Here is a 16083-nt window from a genome sequence, read left to right as displayed (position 1 = left end):
GGAATGATAGAGTTGAGGAGGTAGATTTTGTTATGACCTATATAAATAAGTTTCTAAAAGATAGTCTCATTTTAATTCTATTTTGTTTATTCATGTTTCTCTTTCTCTTTGCAGAGGCGATTAAAAACCTCCCCATTTTTACTAGAATTCCAAGTTCTTTTTTTAATATTAATACCATTTTTCTAAGTATCATTTTAGAAGCGATTCCTTTTATTTTATTGGGCGTATTTGTTTCTGCTATTATTCAAGCTTTTGTTTCTGAAAATGCCATTCGAAAGCTCTTGCCTCGAAATGCATATTTAGCAATGATACCCGCTGCTTTGTTGGGTATTATTTTCCCAATTTGTGAATGTGCAATAATTCCAGTGGTTCGCAGGCTAATAAAGAAGGGCATGCCTTCACATGTTGGTGTTGTCTTTATGCTAAGTGCTCCTATCATTAACCCAGTTGTCTATGCTTCCACCTATTTTGCTTTTAAAAGTACACCTTATATGGCAAATGCTAGAATGCTAGTAGCATTAATAAGTTCTGTGGTAATTGGATTAATGATTTACAGACAATTTAGGAGTGAAAATATTTTAAAAACAAAGGAAGATGTTCATCACCATGAACACCATCATCCAAAAGGAAATAAATTTCTAGAAACGCTGTACCATGCTAGTGATGAATTATTTGATACTGGAAAATATTTATTCATAGGAGCATTTTTGGCAAGCCTGTTTCAAGCATTCTTCGATCGAAATGCTCTGCTATCAATTGGGACAAGTACAACGTTTGCACCAGGGGTTATGATGGGGTTTGCCTATGTTCTCTCAGTGTGCTCTTCCGCAGACGCTTTTGTTGCCTCCTCCTTCGGATCAACCTTTACAGAAGGAGCGCTCCTTGCCTTTCTGGTCTTTGGACCCATGATTGACATAAAAAACACATTAATGTTATTTGCCTATTTTAAGAAAAGATTTGTCATATTTTTACTAGTAGTAACGCCAATTGTTGTTTATTTATCTGTTTATGTCTTGGAGAAATTTATTAGTTAGGCGGTGCTATATGATGAGCAAAAACAAAAATAAAAAGCATGATCTCTCCTTCCATCACCTTGTAAGAGGAATCATTCTCATTGGGTTTATGTTACTCTTATTTAAATTATTGCTTACAAATAACATCTCATTGCTTATTGCACCTAAAATGGTTCATTTCATTTACTTCACGCTTTTTGTTTTACTCATTTTAGGAGTTCTTTTGATCATAAGGGGAACTTCGGATCAAAAGCAAGCTTACCATTGTGATTGTGATGGCGACCATACTTACCCAGCCACAATCGCTAAAAGTTTGTTTCTTTATTTATTGTTTATCATCCCGATAACAACGGGATTTCTTTTTGCAAATAATGTTCTTGACAGCTCAGTAGCGATGAACAGAAACATCAAGCTTGGAGCAAGTTCACAAGTCACAAATCAAACTAAAGCGATTAAATCAGCCAAAACAAATTCAATTTCAAATACTGATAATAGGAATTCCAAAACCAATTTACTCGATTATCAACCTGATCCTTTAACCGAAAAGGAATACTCCAAATTAAATGAAAAAATGTTACAGTCAAAAAAGATAAACATTACTGACGGGCAATATGTTCCCATGATGAATATCATTCAAGAAAATCTGCAAAGTATGATTGGTAAAACCGTTACCACGAAAGGATTTGTTTATAGGGAAAAGAATTTTATGCAAAATCAAATCATCGTTGCTCGATTTGGAATTACCTGTTGTGCTGCTGATGCCTCCGTATATGGAATAATGGCAAAGGGGAATGTGGCAGCCCTGCAAAAAGATAGTTGGGTTCAAGTAACAGGTACGATTGAACAAACCCAATATGATGGTGGTTCTATCCCAATCATAAAAATAGTACAGATGTCCAAAATTGCTGCTCCCCAACAGCCTTATGTATTTGATGTAGGTGTCAAGATTGAGTGATATAAAGTAAAACAGGCTAACGATTCTAATCGTAAGCCTGTTCTCCAATTAATTAATAATTGGTATTAAATTCATTAACTCTTTTGTATTTGATCCACTTGATTATTGCCGTAACCCGGGACACTTCCTGCATGCTCTTCATGATATTTAGTTCCTGAGCCTTTTTGCCCGTTGCCTTGTTGTTTTTCATTGATATTTGCTTGTTGTTTTGACATTTGTGTAACCTCCGTTTTATGTGAAATATTCTAATTTAGCATCTGGGAAATATTTCTCCATATAGTTAAAAAGATGATTTTTTAAGTTTTCTTCTTCCTCTTTTTGATAAATGTATTTGCCAATGCCATATTTCCCCCATTTGTATCTCCGTTTTTCTTCATCCAATTCTAGTTTGGTCATTGGATAGTTTTTTTCAATCACTTTTTTAGCAGGCTTAGTGAAACGGTGTTGAATAAATTCAAACGTTAAATCTTTTTTAGCTTCCTGCGGCAATTCTGCATTTAACCGCTCAAACATATGAAGATAGCCTTCCTCCCACCCTTCATGCATGTAAATGGGGGCAACGATAAACCCAAGTGGATAGCCTGCTCTTGCGACTTTTCCCGCAGCCTCAATTCTTTTCTCTAAGGGAGAGGTTCCTGGTTCAAAATTCTTAATAACATAATCAGCATTAACGCTAAAACGAAATCTCGTTTTACCATTATGGTTGGCATCAAGAAGGTGGTCTACATGATGAAATTTGGTTACGAACCTTAATTTACCAAGCTCCGATTTTCCAAAATGCTCAATTGCTCGTTTTAACGTGTGGGTCAAGTGATCAATCCCAACAATGTCTGAAGTACAGGATGCCTCAAACCTAGTCTGTTCCGGTGCTCTCTCTTCCATGTATTTGTCGGCGGCTTCCAAAATTTCATCGACATTTACATATGTACGAATATACGGCTTGCTTCCCATCGTGGTTTGTAAGTAGCAATAATGACAATGACCCATACAGCCAGTTGCAAAAGGTATCGCATACTCTGCGGAGGGCTTTGATGTATCAAATTTAAGGGTTTTTCTAATTCCTACCACAAGAGTAGATTTGGCAACACGGTATCTTTGTAAATCATTATCACCAGGTAAATTCCTGACTTGATTATGGGAAGTAGTATATCTAATTTCAACATCCATCTTTTCAAACTTTTGTTGAAGCTCCTTCCCTAATGGATAATCTAACGCATCAGGTTCAAAATAGACCAGCCTTGGTGTAAAAGGATTATTCATTCCAGCCCCCCTTCTGCTGCGTCCCCGTAATAATATTCATAGGCTTGGTTTGCCTCTGCTTCTGTTGTATAAACGGCCATATCAGTTGACAGTGGATAATAGGTTTCATACAGAAACAAGGCTAATTCATTCGGGTTATCAGGATTATTGACAACGGCAGCTGCCTGTATATTTGCTACGTCTTGAGTATGTGGGTTGCGGTAAAAGACATACACAACATCTCCGGCACGATATGTCTGATTTTCATTGGTCAGGTCCATTCCATCACCTTTTCTCTTCAACATCAACATCTTTAAGTGACTCATTATTAAAATTTTCCCTTTAATGCCTTTCATTTATGTTTGCTTGATTATGGAAAAGCTACCTTCCTGATTAGCTAATTTTCACAGTTTAATGTAAGTCTTGAAGTGGAAAAATAAAGGCTACTCAAAAAAAGGAGCAGAATAAATGAACCATCATGAATTAAAAGAAAAGTTTGTTAAAATTATCGCTGATCATCGAACAGGTGTGCTTTCAACAGTTGAAAATAATAAGCCTCATTCACGATATATGACGTTTTATTATGATAACTCAACTTTATATACACCAACGAAAAAGGCTACAGAGAAAATAGAAGAAATCGAAAACAATTCATTCGTTTCAGTTTTGTTGGGATATGAAAAGAAAGGTCAAAGCGATTCCTATATTGAAATTTCCGGAACATCGTCGATTAATGACACTCAGGATATAAAAAATCAGTTTTGGGAGGACTCATTCAATCAATGGTTCGATGGTCCTGAAGATCCGAACTTTGTGTTTATCCAAATAAAACCTGAAACGGTCCGAATCTTAAACCTGAATGGTGAACCGCCGCAAGAGTTTACACTATAAAGAAGATTGTTGATTTAATGTGTGGCAAGTCGGCTATTGTGAACGGCTCTAAACGACCGTCACGGGGGAATTTATGGTGAAAAGGGCTTTATGAACCTCTCTTATCGACCCTCACCGCATAATTTTGGTCAGACGGGCTTTATGAACGGCTCTTATCGACCGTCACGTGCAGATTTGTGGAAAAAAGAGCTTTATGAACCACTCTTTTTGATCGACAAAGTTAAATAAATAAAATAAAGCCCCTCCTGTATTTGAAGAGGGGCATTACATCGTAGTTAACTGCCTTCCCTTAAATGAGTTATAATGGAGAAAAAAGGAAGTGACCGGCGAGGATATGGCTCCCCAAGAACCTAATAAAATTAAATTGATTATTGCCGATGATAATTCATTTATCCGGGAAGGTTTAAAAATCATTTTAAATACATACGAAGAATTTGAAGTCTTGGATACAGTGAATGACGGAAATGAAGCGTTTGATTATTGCACCAAACATGAAGTGGATATTGCCCTGCTTGATGTCCGAATGCCCAATTTGAACGGGGTGGAAGCAACAAAGCTCATCAGCGAAAAAACGAAAACAAAACCAATCATTATAACCACCTTTGATGATGATGAGTACATATTGGATGCCATCAAAAATGGCGCAAAAGGTTACTTACTGAAAAACAATGATCCTGAACGGATTCGCGATGCCATCAAAAGCGTCATGAATGGAAACAGCATTATTCAGGATGTTGTTTTGGATAAAATCAAATCAAACTTAACGAGGAAAAAAGAAACGGACACAAAATTTGATCCCTCCTTGTTTACAGAAAGAGAACGGGAAATCATGTCTCTCATTGCCAAGGGCTATTCAAACAAAGCCATTTCCAAGCAATTATTTATTTCAGAAGGAACGGTCGCCAATTACATCACCTCTATACTGGGAAAAACAGGACTCGAGCATCGAACCCAAATTGCTATTTACTTTATTACCGGGAAAGTAGAATAAAATGGATTTTTGGATTATTTTTAGCAAGCTAGCCTTATTAATTTTTATAGCTTTTACTTGTATCAGGGCTGACATCAGTCATATTTCATGGGTTGTCTTCGCAATTCTGCTTTATTTTTGTGTAAATATCACCCTGAATATCTTTAAAAGGAATTCTATAAAAAGAATCCTGCTATTCCTCTCAATCGGAATATCGATTACATCCTATTTCGAGATAAATTCGTTGTTTATATTACTTTTACCATTAGCCTTGATGGAGTTGGCAGCTGATTTTTACAATAAAAAAGTAATCATCCTGCTTATTTCCATCGTCCCTATAATGAACATTAATGAAACACTACAGCCTCTTTATGGATTAGTGACGATTTTTTGTTTCATGGTTTTTACCATTACATTACTGTATGAGGATAAACTGTTAAAAGATGAAAAACAACTGGACTCAATGAGAAAAACGCTTCAAAAAATGACCAAAAACCTAAATGAGAATACAGAATATATCCGCCAGTCGGAATACACCTATAAATTAGAGGAACGAAATCGTATTTCACAGGAAATCCACGATAAAATCGGACATTCGATGACGGGGGCACTTTTTCAAATGGAAGCATCTAAGCGATTAATCGAATCCGACAAGCTTAAAGCAATAGAGCTGCTGCAAAATGCCATTAATATTTCGAAGGATGGGATTGAAAACATTCGATTGACACTTAAAAACATGAAGCCACCTTCTGAGCAGGTTGGGATTCATCGGATCAAACTTATGATTGACGAATTTTCCGCAAAACATCCACTTAAAACAGTCCTGACTCATGATGGCAATTTGGATATTATTACCCCAATCCAATGGAAAATCATTCATGAAAATATCACAGAAGCCCTTACCAATGCTATGAAATATTCCAATGCAACACTGGTTTCAGTTGAATTAAAGGTGTTGAACAAAATGATTAGAATTGAAGTTAAGGACAATGGTTCAGGAACGGATAAAATTAAAAAAGGACTTGGAATCATCGGGATGGAAGAGCGAACGGCATCCGTGAATGGGAAAATTATTGTCGATGGAACCCGTGGTTTTTCCGTCACCACCCTCCTCCCCATTCATCCATGAATAACTCACGCAGACAATATGAAGATTCTCATGTGAAAAGAATGAACGATTGCACTTATCTCCGTTCATTCTTTTTTTTATACTTAGAGCATACAAACGATTTAGGGGTGAAAAGATGAACGTATTAGAGATTAAAAATCTAACCAAAAAATTCAGTGATTTTATTGCTGTCGATAATATGTCTTTAATGGTTGCCGAGGGAGAAATATTTGGTTTCCTAGGTGCCAATGGTGCAGGAAAAAGCACCACCATCAATATGATTGCCGGCCTTCTCCGGAGTAATGAAGGAGTTATCAATATTCTAGGCAAAAATGCTGCCAAAAACAGCCGGATTGCCAAAATGAACATCGGGATGGTCCCCCAAGATTTAGCGATCTATGAGGACATGACAGCTTATGAAAATGTGAAATTCTTTGCTGGACTCTATGGTCTGCGCGGTCAGGAACTAAATGAAAGAGTGGTAGAAGCACTGGAGTTCGTCGGTCTTCAGGATAAACATAAAAGTTATCCTAATAGTTTTTCAGGCGGCATGAAACGGCGGCTGAACATTGCTTGTGCCATTGCTCACCGTCCAAAACTGATCATCATGGATGAACCAACAGTTGGAATTGATCCACAATCCCGGAATTATATCTTAAATTCCGTTCGAAAATTAAATGAAATGGGCTGCACCATTATTTACACCAGTCACTATATGGAGGAAGTCGAGGAAATCTGTTCGCGTATCGCGATTATTGACCATGGCAAAATCATTGCCGAAGGTACAAAGGAACAGCTTAAATCCATCATCACCAATACAAAGGATTTATGGATTGAAGTCAAATCAACAGAAAAAGTGAATGTGGAATTGATCAAAGCAATCAATGGTGTGGAAGCCGTTCAGGTTGATGAAAATCTTATCAAAATAAACTCTGATACCGGCGTTAACAATCTTAATAAAATCATTGAGCATTTTATCAATAGTCATATTGAAATCCGCTCCCTCCAGGAAAAAGCGCCGAACTTAGAGACCGTTTTCTTAACATTAACAGGAAGAAATTTGCGTGACCAATAAGGGGGATTTACTTTGAACATACTCAATATTGCTTGGAAAGGAATTAAAACGGACTTTCGGGATACTCGGACCTTGTTTTTTATGCTCGCTTTTCCGATTGTGCTTATGCTTGTACTCGGATCTGCCTTATCGAACACCTTTAAGGATAGCCTTCCCGTGGATGACCTTCATGTGTTATATCAAGATACTTCCCAAACTGAAAATTTTAATCAATTTATCGATGCAGCTAAAAAATCTGGGATTCACTTTCAAAAAGTGAGCGAAAAAATCATTCCCAAAAATGAAGTGAAACAAGGCAAATATGACGGATATGTAGAAGTAACACAAACAGGCTTACAGCTGTTTGTCAATAACGGGAACAGCATCGAAGGGAATATCCTTCAAGGAATGCTCACTTCCTATGTAGATAAATACAATATTGCTTCAGAGATCATGAAGGTTGCCCCGGAGAAGCTGGCAAGTGCCTTTACCCACGGACAGAAGAATGATTTTATTAAGGAAACTTCGATTCTTCCGAATAAACAGCCAGGTTCGATGGATTATTATGCGATCGTGATTACAACGATGATTGTCCTTTATGGAGCCATGTCGTCAAGTTCATTGATTATTAGTGAAAGGGTCAGAAAAACGGCGGATCGTTTAATAGCCTCCCCTGTGAGGAAAAGCGAAATTTTTATCGGAAAAGTTCTAGGGAGTCTCGTAAGCAATACCATATGTGTCTTATTAGTCATCATGTTTAGCAAACTATTTTTTAAAGCCAATTGGGGCGATCATTTAGGGATGGTCATTCTCGTCTTCCTGACGGAAATTATTTTTGCCGTTAGCATGGGAATTGGACTCAGCTTTATCACGAAGACAAGTGCAGCTCCAAGAATTATCATCATGCTGTTTGTCCAGTTAGCGTCATTTTTTGGCGGAGCCTACTTTAAAATTGATAATCCGGAAGGAATCTTTAAGCTTATTACGGACCTCTCTCCCCTAACCTGGATGAATTCAGCCATGACAAAAATGATCTATGCGAATGACTTTTCGGCAAGCTTGCCTGCAGTGACCATCAATATGACTGGTGCTCTATTGTTCCTTGTTGTGGCAGTCATCTCTTTACAAAAACGGGAGGGACTATAATGAAGGATATCCTCTGGTTAATTCAAAATACGCTAAGCGTGACGTTCCGAAAAAAGAAAAATATTATTTTATATCTTTGTATGCCATTAATCGGGATCATGATTTCCTTGCTCGTATATGGCGGTGATCAAAAAGTGATTCTGCATGTTGGAATTGTTAACCAAGACAAAAACGAAATCGCAGCAGATACCATTAATTTTTTAAAGGGATTAGAAAATGTTCAGATTGTAGAGGTTCAAGCGGTTAAGATTCAAGATAAAATCACTTCGGGCGAGTTGGATAGTGTCATTACTTTTGAAAAAGGGTTTTCGGAAAGCATATTATCGGGTCATCCTGGACATATTCAAATCACCTCCATTAAAGGGGCTCAAATCACGAGTTTCATAAAATCTTATTTATATCAGTATATTGATAATATAGCTACGATAAGCATTGCATCGTCTGGTGATCCCAAAACTTTTAAGCAGATGTATCAAGATTTTCAGCAAACCAATTACAAGCTGACTTCTCATTCTTTAGGTGATACGTCCAAAAACAAAAATATGACCAATCAAACTATTGGATTCCTGATTATGATCATGCTGATGTCTGCCGGAAATATGTCGGAGATTATTCTTCTTGACAAAGAAAATAGAACCTATTTCCGCTTGCTTTCGACACCCATCAATGCAAAAAAATATTTACTTGCTAATGTCTCGGTGAACATGATTATCATGACGATTCAGGTACTAATCACGTTAACGATCATGAAAAGCCTTTTTCATATCGGAATTAACATATCATTTTGGCAAGCTGTCTTTGTGATGATTCTATTTTCATTCGTTTCTGTCGGGCTCAATTTAGTGATTGTTGCTTTTTCTAACAGCCGAAGTGCAGCAGGTGCGCTGCAAAATTTGATCATTACACCGACGGTAATGATTTCTGGATGCTTTTGGCCTGTCGAGGTCATGCCGAAAACATTGCAAAAAATAGCTGACTTCCTTCCCCAGCATTGGACATTGGACACATTGACCAAACTGCAGGAAGGCCATTCATTTAGTAGTTTATATTTAAATCTATTAATACTAATAGCCTTTGCTGCCGCCTTTTTTCTGATTGCTGTATATAAGTTCAGCAGAAATAATACCACACAAAATTTTGTATAACCAAAAAGCCTGTTCCTTAAGTTTGGAACAGGCTTTTCTCTACTATTGCTGGGTTTGCAAAATGTTGCCGAGCTCCTTCCAATCAACAATTCGCGGTAAATCCAAATGACGATTATAGGATTGATCCTTGACAAATACCCTTGTTGATTCTTTGAGCAGGGTATTTAAAACAGCAGGCTTGTCATCAAAATAATAGTCGAGGTTTAAATTTTTAATAATGTCTATTTTTTCATGATCTTGCATTCCATAGAAAAATCGATCATCACGGATGGGGAAACCTCTTTCTTTTAGCCATTCCATCGTCCGTTCTCTATGTCCCTGGGGCCTTGAGGTGATATAGTAGATTTCATGTCCTTGTTCCTCAAGTTTTTGTAACATTTCAACCGCATCAGGATATGGAGGACAGGAGGTAAAGTAGACTTCTTCTAATGAACCTTTCCACATTTCTTTCCCTTGTTCATCCGTCATTCCGAAAGGCTCATGAATCTCAACTCTTTTTAGTTCATGAAACGCATCAATCGGCACATTTTGGTTTAACTTTTTATTGTAAATATGAAAGGCATGTTCTCGTAAATTAATTAAGGTATCATCAATATCAAAGCCGAATTTCATTTAAATAATCCCTCATTTATCGTAATTCGGATAGCCAACAAATTTAAAATCTGGACCGACTTTCGTAAAGGTCCCATCAGAAAGTTCGACGGCATCACTCATTTTTTCAAATCCTGCTCCTTCTAGAAAGGTCGGAGCATTCTGTCCGCCAATTAATTTAGGAGCAAAGTAGAGGACAACTTTATCAATTAACTTATTTTCTAAAAAGGAAGCGTTAATCGTCCCGCCACCTTCGATTAATAAGGATGAAATAAGATTTTCACCAAGTGTATGTACGACATCATTTGGATCAACATGTTTTTTTCCGCTTGTTTGAAAAACTTTTATTCCTAAGGATTTTAGTGTCTGTTCCTTTTTTTTGTCATAGTTTTCACTAGTAAAAATCCATGTCTCTGCTAGGTTATCAGTTAACACTTTTGATTCTAGTGGAACTTTTAAAGTCGAGTCCAATATGATACGAATGGGATTACGTCCATTCGGGATACGCGTGGTAAGCTCCGGGTCATCTTTGATGACTGTGTTGACCCCGACTAGGATTGCCATATTTTCATTTCTTAAATGATGGACGTCCTCCCTTGCTTCCGGTGAGGTAATCCATTTACTGTGAGACGTATGGGTGGCAATTTTGCCATCTAAAGTGATTCCAGATTTCAATGTTACAAACGGTTTTTTCTGCACAATGAATTTATTAAAAACCTCATTCATCTGCTGCGATTCCTTTTCCCGAACACCAGTAATGACTTCAATCCCTGCATCTTCAAGAATTTTAACACCATTGCCTGAAACAACTGGATTCGGGTCAAGTGTCGCAATCACCACTCGTTTAAGCCCTGCCTCTACGATCGCAACCGCACAAGGACCTGTTCTTCCGTGATGTGAACAAGGTTCCAATGTGACATAAATGGTGCCGCCCTTTGCTTTCTCACCAGCCATACGAAGTGCATGTATCTCCGCATGTGGTTCACCTGCCTTTAAATGGGCTCCAATTCCCACTACTCGGTTATCATTCACAATGACCGAACCTACTAGTGGATTGGGGTCTGTCTGCCCTTTCATTGCACTAGCATTTTTTAGTGCCAAATCCATATAAAATTCATGATTAGTCATCCGGACAGCACCCCTCATCCTTTATATGTCCAGAGCGGTTGATTTTAGTTTGAAGATATTTTTCGTTATACTCGGAAACATCTCCCCATAGCGGTTTTCTACCGGACACTGGCAATCCTGAATTTTTCAAGGCTTCTAATTTCTTCGGATTGTTCGTCATTAAGGTTACCGGTTTTGATCTTAATGCTTTCAGAACCTGAATGGCATCGCTATAGTTTCTGGAATCATCCACAAATCCAAGTGCTTGATTCGCCTCAACCGTATCATAGCCATTTTCTTGAAGAATGTAGGCCATAGCCTTGCTAAATAAGCCAATCCCCCTGCCTTCATGGTTAGCTAGGTAAAATAAGGCTCCCGTACCATGCTCAACAATCATCTTCATGGACTGTTTTAATTGATAGCCGCAATCACATCTTTTACTGCCAAAAATGTCACCGGTGTGACAAATAGAATGCATTCGAATAATGGCATCATCGTCAAACTCAAAGTCACCGTAGGCAAGCACGCTGGACTGTTGGAATTCCGCTAAATTGACAGACGATAATTTTTCAATAATCCTTTCAAAATCTTCTGTTACCTCATCGCAATTCAGCCAGCAATACCATTTAAAAACTACCGTTTCACCATATAGATTAACAGGAAGTCTTATTGGACCAACTAAGTAGATTGCCCCCTTTTGGGTTTTAATGAGTTGGATTTTATCTTCTAATACCGTAGGAACCTTTGGGTCTAGTTTGGTTTGCTTCAAGTGTAAACCTCCTTTTAATTTTATTATTTGTTAAAGCGTCTAAAAAACGCAAGAATTTAGTGTTAAACTGAATTTATTAAGTAAAGGGGTGTCGAAAAATTGGATAATATTGGTGTAGAAAGCCTTAAATCATTAAAGGAAGTCTTATGGCTGAATCCTCAATTTGAGCCATTTCATAAAGGGATTAAAAAATCACCTCTTTCATTAGAGGATGTGATCGATGCAGAAGAAAGATTAAAGCGTTTTGCACCGTATATTGCCGCGGTTTTTCCGGAAACGAGAGAAACTGAAGGGATTATTGAGTCACCCTTAAAGCGAATCCCAGCAATGAAACAAAAACTGGAACAGGATTACGGACAGGCCATACTTGGTGAGTTATTTTTAAAATGTGACAGCCATCTTCCAATCTCGGGATCGATAAAAGCGAGAGGCGGGATCTACGAAGTTCTCAAGCATGCAGAAACATTGGCACTAAAAAATGGAATGCTAACCTTTCAAGATGATTATTCTATTTTAGATAGTGAGCGTTTTCGGACCTTTTTCTCGCAATTTTCGATTGCTGTAGGCTCAACTGGAAATCTAGGTTTAAGTATTGGCATAATAAGCGCAAAGTTAGGTTTTAGCGTTACGGTCCATATGTCTGCCGATGCAAAGCAATGGAAAAAAGATTTGCTTCGTAGTAAAAATGTCCATGTGATTGAATATGAGGACGATTATAGTAAAGCAGTCGAAGAAGGACGCGCACAAGCAGCTGCAGACCCAACCTGTTATTTTGTCGATGATGAAAATTCTCATGATCTTTTCTTAGGATACGCTGTGGCAGCCTTTCGTTTAAAAATACAATTGGATGAGTTGGGGATTATCATTGATGAAAAACATCCTTTATTTGTTTACCTTCCATGCGGTGTCGGCGGCGGTCCAGGTGGTGTAGCGTTTGGGTTAAAGCTTGTGTTTCAGGATCACGTCCATTGTTTCTTTGCTGAACCTACGCATTCCCCCTGCATGTTACTTGGCTTGATGACTGGGTTGCATGATAAAATCTCTGTTCAGGATATTGGGATTGATAATATTACGGCTGCTGATGGGCTTGCGGTTGGCAGACCTTCCGGATTCGTTGGTAAAACCATAGAACCATTCTTAAGCGGAATTTTCACTATCAAGGATGAGACACTGTTTAAGTTGCTAAAGGATTTAGTGGATTCGGAGAATATTCATTTAGAACCATCGGCATTAGCTGGGATGATTGGACCTATTAGATTAATGAAGGATGGCTCCCATTATATCAAGAACAAGGAGAATAAGGCTATTCATATTGTCTGGGCAACGGGAGGCAGCATGGTCCCAAAAGAAATGTTAGACCAATATTATCAACTTGGAAAATAATTAAAACACGCCATTCGACTGAGAATGGCGTTTGTCTTAGATTTTGAGCTTTGTAATAAAAAACAATTCGTTTTGGAACATTTCTAGCAAATCTTCGAATTTGGAATTAATCAAATGGGGAAAAAGATTTTCAAGTGCTTCATAGTAATCTTGGCCTAATACTTCGCGGAGAATCACATATTTATTAAAAAGGAGGGCTTTTTCAAAATCAATTCCAAGTTCATAAAGACCTCTAAACAGGTCATCCTTTGGGATCTTTTTAATTTTTCGATAAATCTTTTCATTTTTTTCGATAAATTTTTCATTTAAGTAATGGGTCACGTAATCGGTATAAATCATCTGACCAATATCATTTGTTTCTTTTTTAGAGTAATTGAAACCAATCACACGGTCTTCTTTATTTTCACGGATAATAAAAGTTTTATTTCCTTGTAAATGGGTAATGAAATTTTTAACGCTTTTATCAAAAATTTTGTTAAATTGAATGATTTGATGCAGTTTTACCGCAAAGTCTTTGTGCTCTTCGCCGACAACAAATAACCGGTCAACGATTGGCAATAGCTTTAAGACCCCTTCCGAAAGCTGACTGGAGGCATCATAAATAATGATATCCTGTTCCTTCTTCATCTTTTTCACTTTTTGTTTTTGCTCGGCTAATGACAGTTTGGAGAATTCGTGGAGGAGATGATTGGAGAGATCTTCTTTTTCTAATGATCCATATGAAATAAATGCAACCGATAAATTGGTGTTGGTTTTTAGCCATTGAAAGACCGACAACGATAATTCTGTCACACCTGACTTTGCTTTTGGTGAATAGAAGCCCACCAAATACACTATACTCACCTGCCTTTTATTTTAATCATATTCGAAAAGAACATAATGGTAATAGACATTCTCCTAATTAGCAAAAAGAGCCGCACTTTAGTGACTCTCTAACTGTTGAAAAGCTTTCGATAGCCTAGAATTTTATTTGTTTCTTTAAACAATTCACTGCGGTAATTTAATATTATTAGTTTAGGCTTTGTGACATGTCTAGTGATTGGCGCTCCAGGCACTTCGCTTTCCGCGGAAGGCGAGTGCCCGGAGCGGAAATCAACAGGCCCAATCGCAGGGACATCTAAGAAATTGGTATTTAGATTCTGACAACATAAAAAATTGCCGAGAAAAGTCTCCTTTCTCGACAATCTGAGCCGCTTTTTAGCGACTCTATTCAGCTATAAAATTTGAGAAGTTAGCTGATAATTACTTGATTGTTTTCTAGATGAAATGATTGCTTCTGTTTTCAATAATTGCACGAGCATTTTTAAGGACTCATTAATATATGGGCCTTTGTTGAGCATGATACAGGCGGCCTGCTTTCCGATTGATGCATCTGTCATTTCTCCACGTGACGGAATTCCGGTTTTGGTCATTTTTTCTAAAACGCCGGTTGCCCAAATCGCCGGGATATATGCCGCGGAACAAATATTAAGTATTTCTTCTTGCACAAATGGTAAGTTTTCAAAGCCAACCTCCACTGCTAAATCACCTCTGGCAATCATAATGCCAAAGCTCTTAAACTTTAATCCTTCGAGGATAATTCTTCCTAATTGATGGACGGCATCTTTTGTTTCAATTTTCGCCACGACTGAGATCCTTGGACCAGCGATTCTTTCCATTTCCTCGCGAAGTTTCTTCAAGTCTATTGGCGTATGGACAAAGGAAATTCCCAAAATGTCGGCATTCCCGAGAATAAACGGTAAATCATCAATGTCTTTTTCAGTTAAGGCTGGAACATTTAAACTTAGAAGTGAATCCGGCAGATTCAAACCTTTGCCTTCTTTAATACGGAGCGGTTTAAGGGTCGGTGCAAGGATTTCAATCTCAATATAATCCGTTGTTACTTGTTGGACAATACCGTTAATTTTTCCATCATCGATAAAAATACGATCCTTTTTTCGGACATTTCGGAAGGCTTTTGCTAGTGTTACAGGAATCCCAGCTGGTCGATCTGAGGCTGCTGGGTGACCTATCTTTTCCGGATCCAGATATAATCGGATAAAATCCCCTTTGATAACAGAAATTTCAACCGGCTGGAGTTTACCCACCCGCACTTTTGGTCCTGCCAAATCCATATAAATTTTGCAAGTGCGGGTATGGTAGTTCCCCTCTTCTTTAAGCTTGTTTTCCGCTTCACGCAAAACTTCAATGATTTTTTTCCAAATCTCCTGATGATTATGAGCACAATTGATCCTAGCAATATCCATCCCATTCATTAATAACTCTTTCATCAATTCAGGTTCATAGATCATTTTGGCATCTAATGTAACCATGACAGCTGCTGGAAGCTGTTGATCCCTTTTTCCAAGAAGCTCCTCAGCACGCCGATTCGAAATGGTTTTTGCATCTAAAGGATCCGGAATAGTGACGCTAGACGGTTTTTCTATGTCTGACATTAAGTTGGTTAATATTTTTTCTAAGGTAAATAAAACATAATCAGAAGCATGCTCAATGGATGAAAGTCCAATGGCCGCTAATTGTTCTGTTAAGTCGATTGTCCATCGTTTTCGGAGAGCCAAAAAGGCTAGTAAGTTATCGCGATTTTCCAACCCTCCTTCGACCGGTAAGTTCTCTATCGCCTGCTCAGATTCTTTAATAATTTGTTCGTAAATAGTGAAAATTTTTTCAGTTAATTCTGATTGGTTAATTGGAGCATTAACCACATCCTATTCA

The 16083-nt window shown here is 37.8% G+C and carries 17 protein-coding genes; 9 read left to right on the top strand and 8 right to left on the bottom strand.

Annotated features, from left to right (window positions below; translation table 11 throughout):
• Positions 1-32 precede the first annotated feature (32 nt).
• Positions 33-1034, top strand: coding sequence for a permease (locus ABES02_RS06410; protein WP_430132300.1), 1002 nt, complete (start codon positions 33-35; stop codon positions 1032-1034).
• Between the two features lie 13 nt (positions 1035-1047).
• Positions 1048-1968: a TIGR03943 family putative permease subunit gene (locus ABES02_RS06405; RefSeq protein ID WP_430132298.1), complete on the top strand. Its 921-nt coding sequence runs from the start codon at positions 1048-1050 to the stop codon at positions 1966-1968.
• A 74-nt stretch (positions 1969-2042) separates the two neighbouring features.
• Here the strand turns inward: ABES02_RS06405 and ABES02_RS06400 are convergent, their stop codons facing one another.
• The 3 genes from ABES02_RS06400 to ABES02_RS06390 are packed head-to-tail and all read right to left on the bottom strand — an operon-like array spanning position 2043 to position 3488.
• Positions 2043-2183: a hypothetical protein gene (locus tag ABES02_RS06400; RefSeq protein ID WP_430132296.1), complete on the bottom strand. Its 141-nt coding sequence runs from the start codon at positions 2181-2183 to the stop codon at positions 2043-2045.
• A gap of 16 nt (positions 2184-2199) precedes the next feature.
• Positions 2200-3228 carry a spore photoproduct lyase gene (gene splB / locus ABES02_RS06395; RefSeq protein WP_430132295.1) on the bottom strand — a complete coding sequence of 343 codons (1029 nt, stop codon included), beginning with the start codon at positions 3226-3228 and terminating at the stop codon, positions 2200-2202.
• Positions 3225-3488 carry a transcriptional regulator SplA domain-containing protein gene (locus ABES02_RS06390; RefSeq protein WP_430132386.1) on the bottom strand — a complete coding sequence of 88 codons (264 nt, stop codon included), beginning with the start codon at positions 3486-3488 and terminating at the stop codon, positions 3225-3227. Before ABES02_RS06390 ends, splB begins: the two co-directional genes overlap by 4 nt.
• A gap of 187 nt (positions 3489-3675) precedes the next feature.
• Between ABES02_RS06390 and ABES02_RS06385 the strand changes: the two genes are divergently transcribed.
• The 6 genes from ABES02_RS06385 to ABES02_RS06360 all read left to right on the top strand — a co-directional run bounded on the left by ABES02_RS06385 (position 3676) and on the right by ABES02_RS06360 (position 9521).
• Positions 3676-4098, top strand: a complete 423-nt coding sequence (locus ABES02_RS06385) for a pyridoxamine 5'-phosphate oxidase family protein (protein ID WP_430132294.1) — start codon at positions 3676-3678, stop codon at positions 4096-4098.
• Positions 4099-4432: 334 nt separating this feature from the next.
• Positions 4433-5089, top strand: coding sequence for a response regulator (locus ABES02_RS06380; protein WP_430132384.1), 657 nt, complete (start codon positions 4433-4435; stop codon positions 5087-5089).
• 1 nt (position 5090) lies between these two features.
• Positions 5091-6197 carry a sensor histidine kinase gene (locus ABES02_RS06375; RefSeq protein WP_430132292.1) on the top strand — a complete coding sequence of 369 codons (1107 nt, stop codon included), beginning with the start codon at positions 5091-5093 and terminating at the stop codon, positions 6195-6197.
• 115 nt (positions 6198-6312) lie between these two features.
• Positions 6313-7251 (top strand): ABC transporter ATP-binding protein, encoded by a 939-nt coding sequence (locus ABES02_RS06370; RefSeq protein WP_430132290.1) that lies wholly within the window; start codon positions 6313-6315, stop codon positions 7249-7251.
• 12 nt (positions 7252-7263) lie between these two features.
• Positions 7264-8376: an ABC transporter permease gene (locus ABES02_RS06365; RefSeq protein ID WP_430132288.1), complete on the top strand. Its 1113-nt coding sequence runs from the start codon at positions 7264-7266 to the stop codon at positions 8374-8376.
• A complete protein-coding gene (locus ABES02_RS06360; RefSeq protein WP_430132287.1) occupies positions 8376-9521 on the top strand; it encodes an ABC transporter permease in 1146 nt (381 codons plus the stop codon). The genes ABES02_RS06365 and ABES02_RS06360 overlap by 1 nt, the downstream gene beginning before the upstream one ends.
• A 42-nt stretch (positions 9522-9563) precedes the next feature.
• On the opposite strand, the gene ABES02_RS06355 is transcribed toward ABES02_RS06360, so the two are convergent.
• Genes ABES02_RS06355 through ABES02_RS06345 form a run of 3 tightly spaced genes read right to left on the bottom strand, consistent with a single transcriptional unit; the run spans position 9564 to position 11988 of the window.
• Positions 9564-10133: a 5' nucleotidase, NT5C type gene (locus ABES02_RS06355; RefSeq protein ID WP_430132285.1), complete on the bottom strand. Its 570-nt coding sequence runs from the start codon at positions 10131-10133 to the stop codon at positions 9564-9566.
• 12 nt (positions 10134-10145) lie between these two features.
• The gene (gene ribD, locus ABES02_RS06350) at positions 10146-11240 is read right to left on the bottom strand and encodes a bifunctional diaminohydroxyphosphoribosylaminopyrimidine deaminase/5-amino-6-(5-phosphoribosylamino)uracil reductase RibD (protein WP_430132283.1); all 1095 of its coding nucleotides are present in this window, start codon (positions 11238-11240) and stop codon (positions 10146-10148) included.
• Positions 11233-11988 carry a GTP cyclohydrolase II gene (locus ABES02_RS06345; protein WP_430132281.1) on the bottom strand — a complete coding sequence of 252 codons (756 nt, stop codon included), beginning with the start codon at positions 11986-11988 and terminating at the stop codon, positions 11233-11235. The genes ribD and ABES02_RS06345 overlap by 8 nt, the downstream gene beginning before the upstream one ends.
• Before the next feature lie 99 nt (positions 11989-12087).
• Between ABES02_RS06345 and ABES02_RS06340 the strand changes: the two genes are divergently transcribed.
• A complete protein-coding gene (locus ABES02_RS06340) occupies positions 12088-13371 on the top strand; it encodes a D-serine ammonia-lyase (protein WP_430132279.1) in 1284 nt (427 codons plus the stop codon).
• Positions 13372-13407: 36 nt separating this feature from the next.
• Here the strand turns inward: ABES02_RS06340 and ABES02_RS06335 are convergent, their stop codons facing one another.
• Both ABES02_RS06335 and ABES02_RS06330 read right to left on the bottom strand, forming a co-directional pair.
• The gene (locus ABES02_RS06335; RefSeq protein ID WP_430132277.1) at positions 13408-14199 is read right to left on the bottom strand and encodes a hypothetical protein; all 792 of its coding nucleotides are present in this window, start codon (positions 14197-14199) and stop codon (positions 13408-13410) included.
• Between the two features lie 386 nt (positions 14200-14585).
• Positions 14586-16073, bottom strand: coding sequence for a pyruvate kinase (locus tag ABES02_RS06330; RefSeq protein WP_430132275.1), 1488 nt, complete (start codon positions 16071-16073; stop codon positions 14586-14588).
• Between the last annotated feature and the right edge of the window lie 10 nt (positions 16074-16083).

This window comes from Neobacillus pocheonensis, from assembly GCF_050477905.1.
Lineage (GTDB): Bacteria > Bacillota > Bacilli > Bacillales > Cytobacillaceae > Neobacillus > Neobacillus pocheonensis_A.
This window is presented reverse-complemented; position numbering and strand designations above follow the sequence as displayed.

What these genes read in the sequence shown, in the direction of transcription:
- ribD (WP_430132283.1), bottom strand. Translation starts at nt 11,240, where the DNA reads ATGACTAATCATGAATTTTATATGGATTTGGCACTAAAAAATGCTAGT.
- splB (WP_430132295.1), bottom strand. Translation starts at nt 3,228, where the DNA reads ATGAATAATCCTTTTACACCAAGGCTGGTCTATTTTGAACCTGATGCG.
- ABES02_RS06390 (WP_430132386.1), bottom strand. Translation starts at nt 3,488, where the DNA reads ATGGACCTGACCAATGAAAATCAGACATATCGTGCCGGAGATGTTGTG.
- ABES02_RS06355 (WP_430132285.1), bottom strand. Translation starts at nt 10,133, where the DNA reads ATGAAATTCGGCTTTGATATTGATGATACCTTAATTAATTTACGAGAA.
- ABES02_RS06410 (WP_430132300.1), top strand. Translation starts at nt 33, where the DNA reads ATGACCTATATAAATAAGTTTCTAAAAGATAGTCTCATTTTAATTCTA.
- ABES02_RS06385 (WP_430132294.1), top strand. Translation starts at nt 3,676, where the DNA reads ATGAACCATCATGAATTAAAAGAAAAGTTTGTTAAAATTATCGCTGAT.
- ABES02_RS06405 (WP_430132298.1), top strand. Translation starts at nt 1,048, where the DNA reads ATGAGCAAAAACAAAAATAAAAAGCATGATCTCTCCTTCCATCACCTT.
- ABES02_RS06380 (WP_430132384.1), top strand. Translation starts at nt 4,433, where the DNA reads ATGGCTCCCCAAGAACCTAATAAAATTAAATTGATTATTGCCGATGAT.
- ABES02_RS06360 (WP_430132287.1), top strand. Translation starts at nt 8,376, where the DNA reads ATGAAGGATATCCTCTGGTTAATTCAAAATACGCTAAGCGTGACGTTC.
- ABES02_RS06400 (WP_430132296.1), bottom strand. Translation starts at nt 2,183, where the DNA reads ATGTCAAAACAACAAGCAAATATCAATGAAAAACAACAAGGCAACGGG.
- ABES02_RS06370 (WP_430132290.1), top strand. Translation starts at nt 6,313, where the DNA reads ATGAACGTATTAGAGATTAAAAATCTAACCAAAAAATTCAGTGATTTT.
- ABES02_RS06375 (WP_430132292.1), top strand. Translation starts at nt 5,091, where the DNA reads ATGGATTTTTGGATTATTTTTAGCAAGCTAGCCTTATTAATTTTTATA.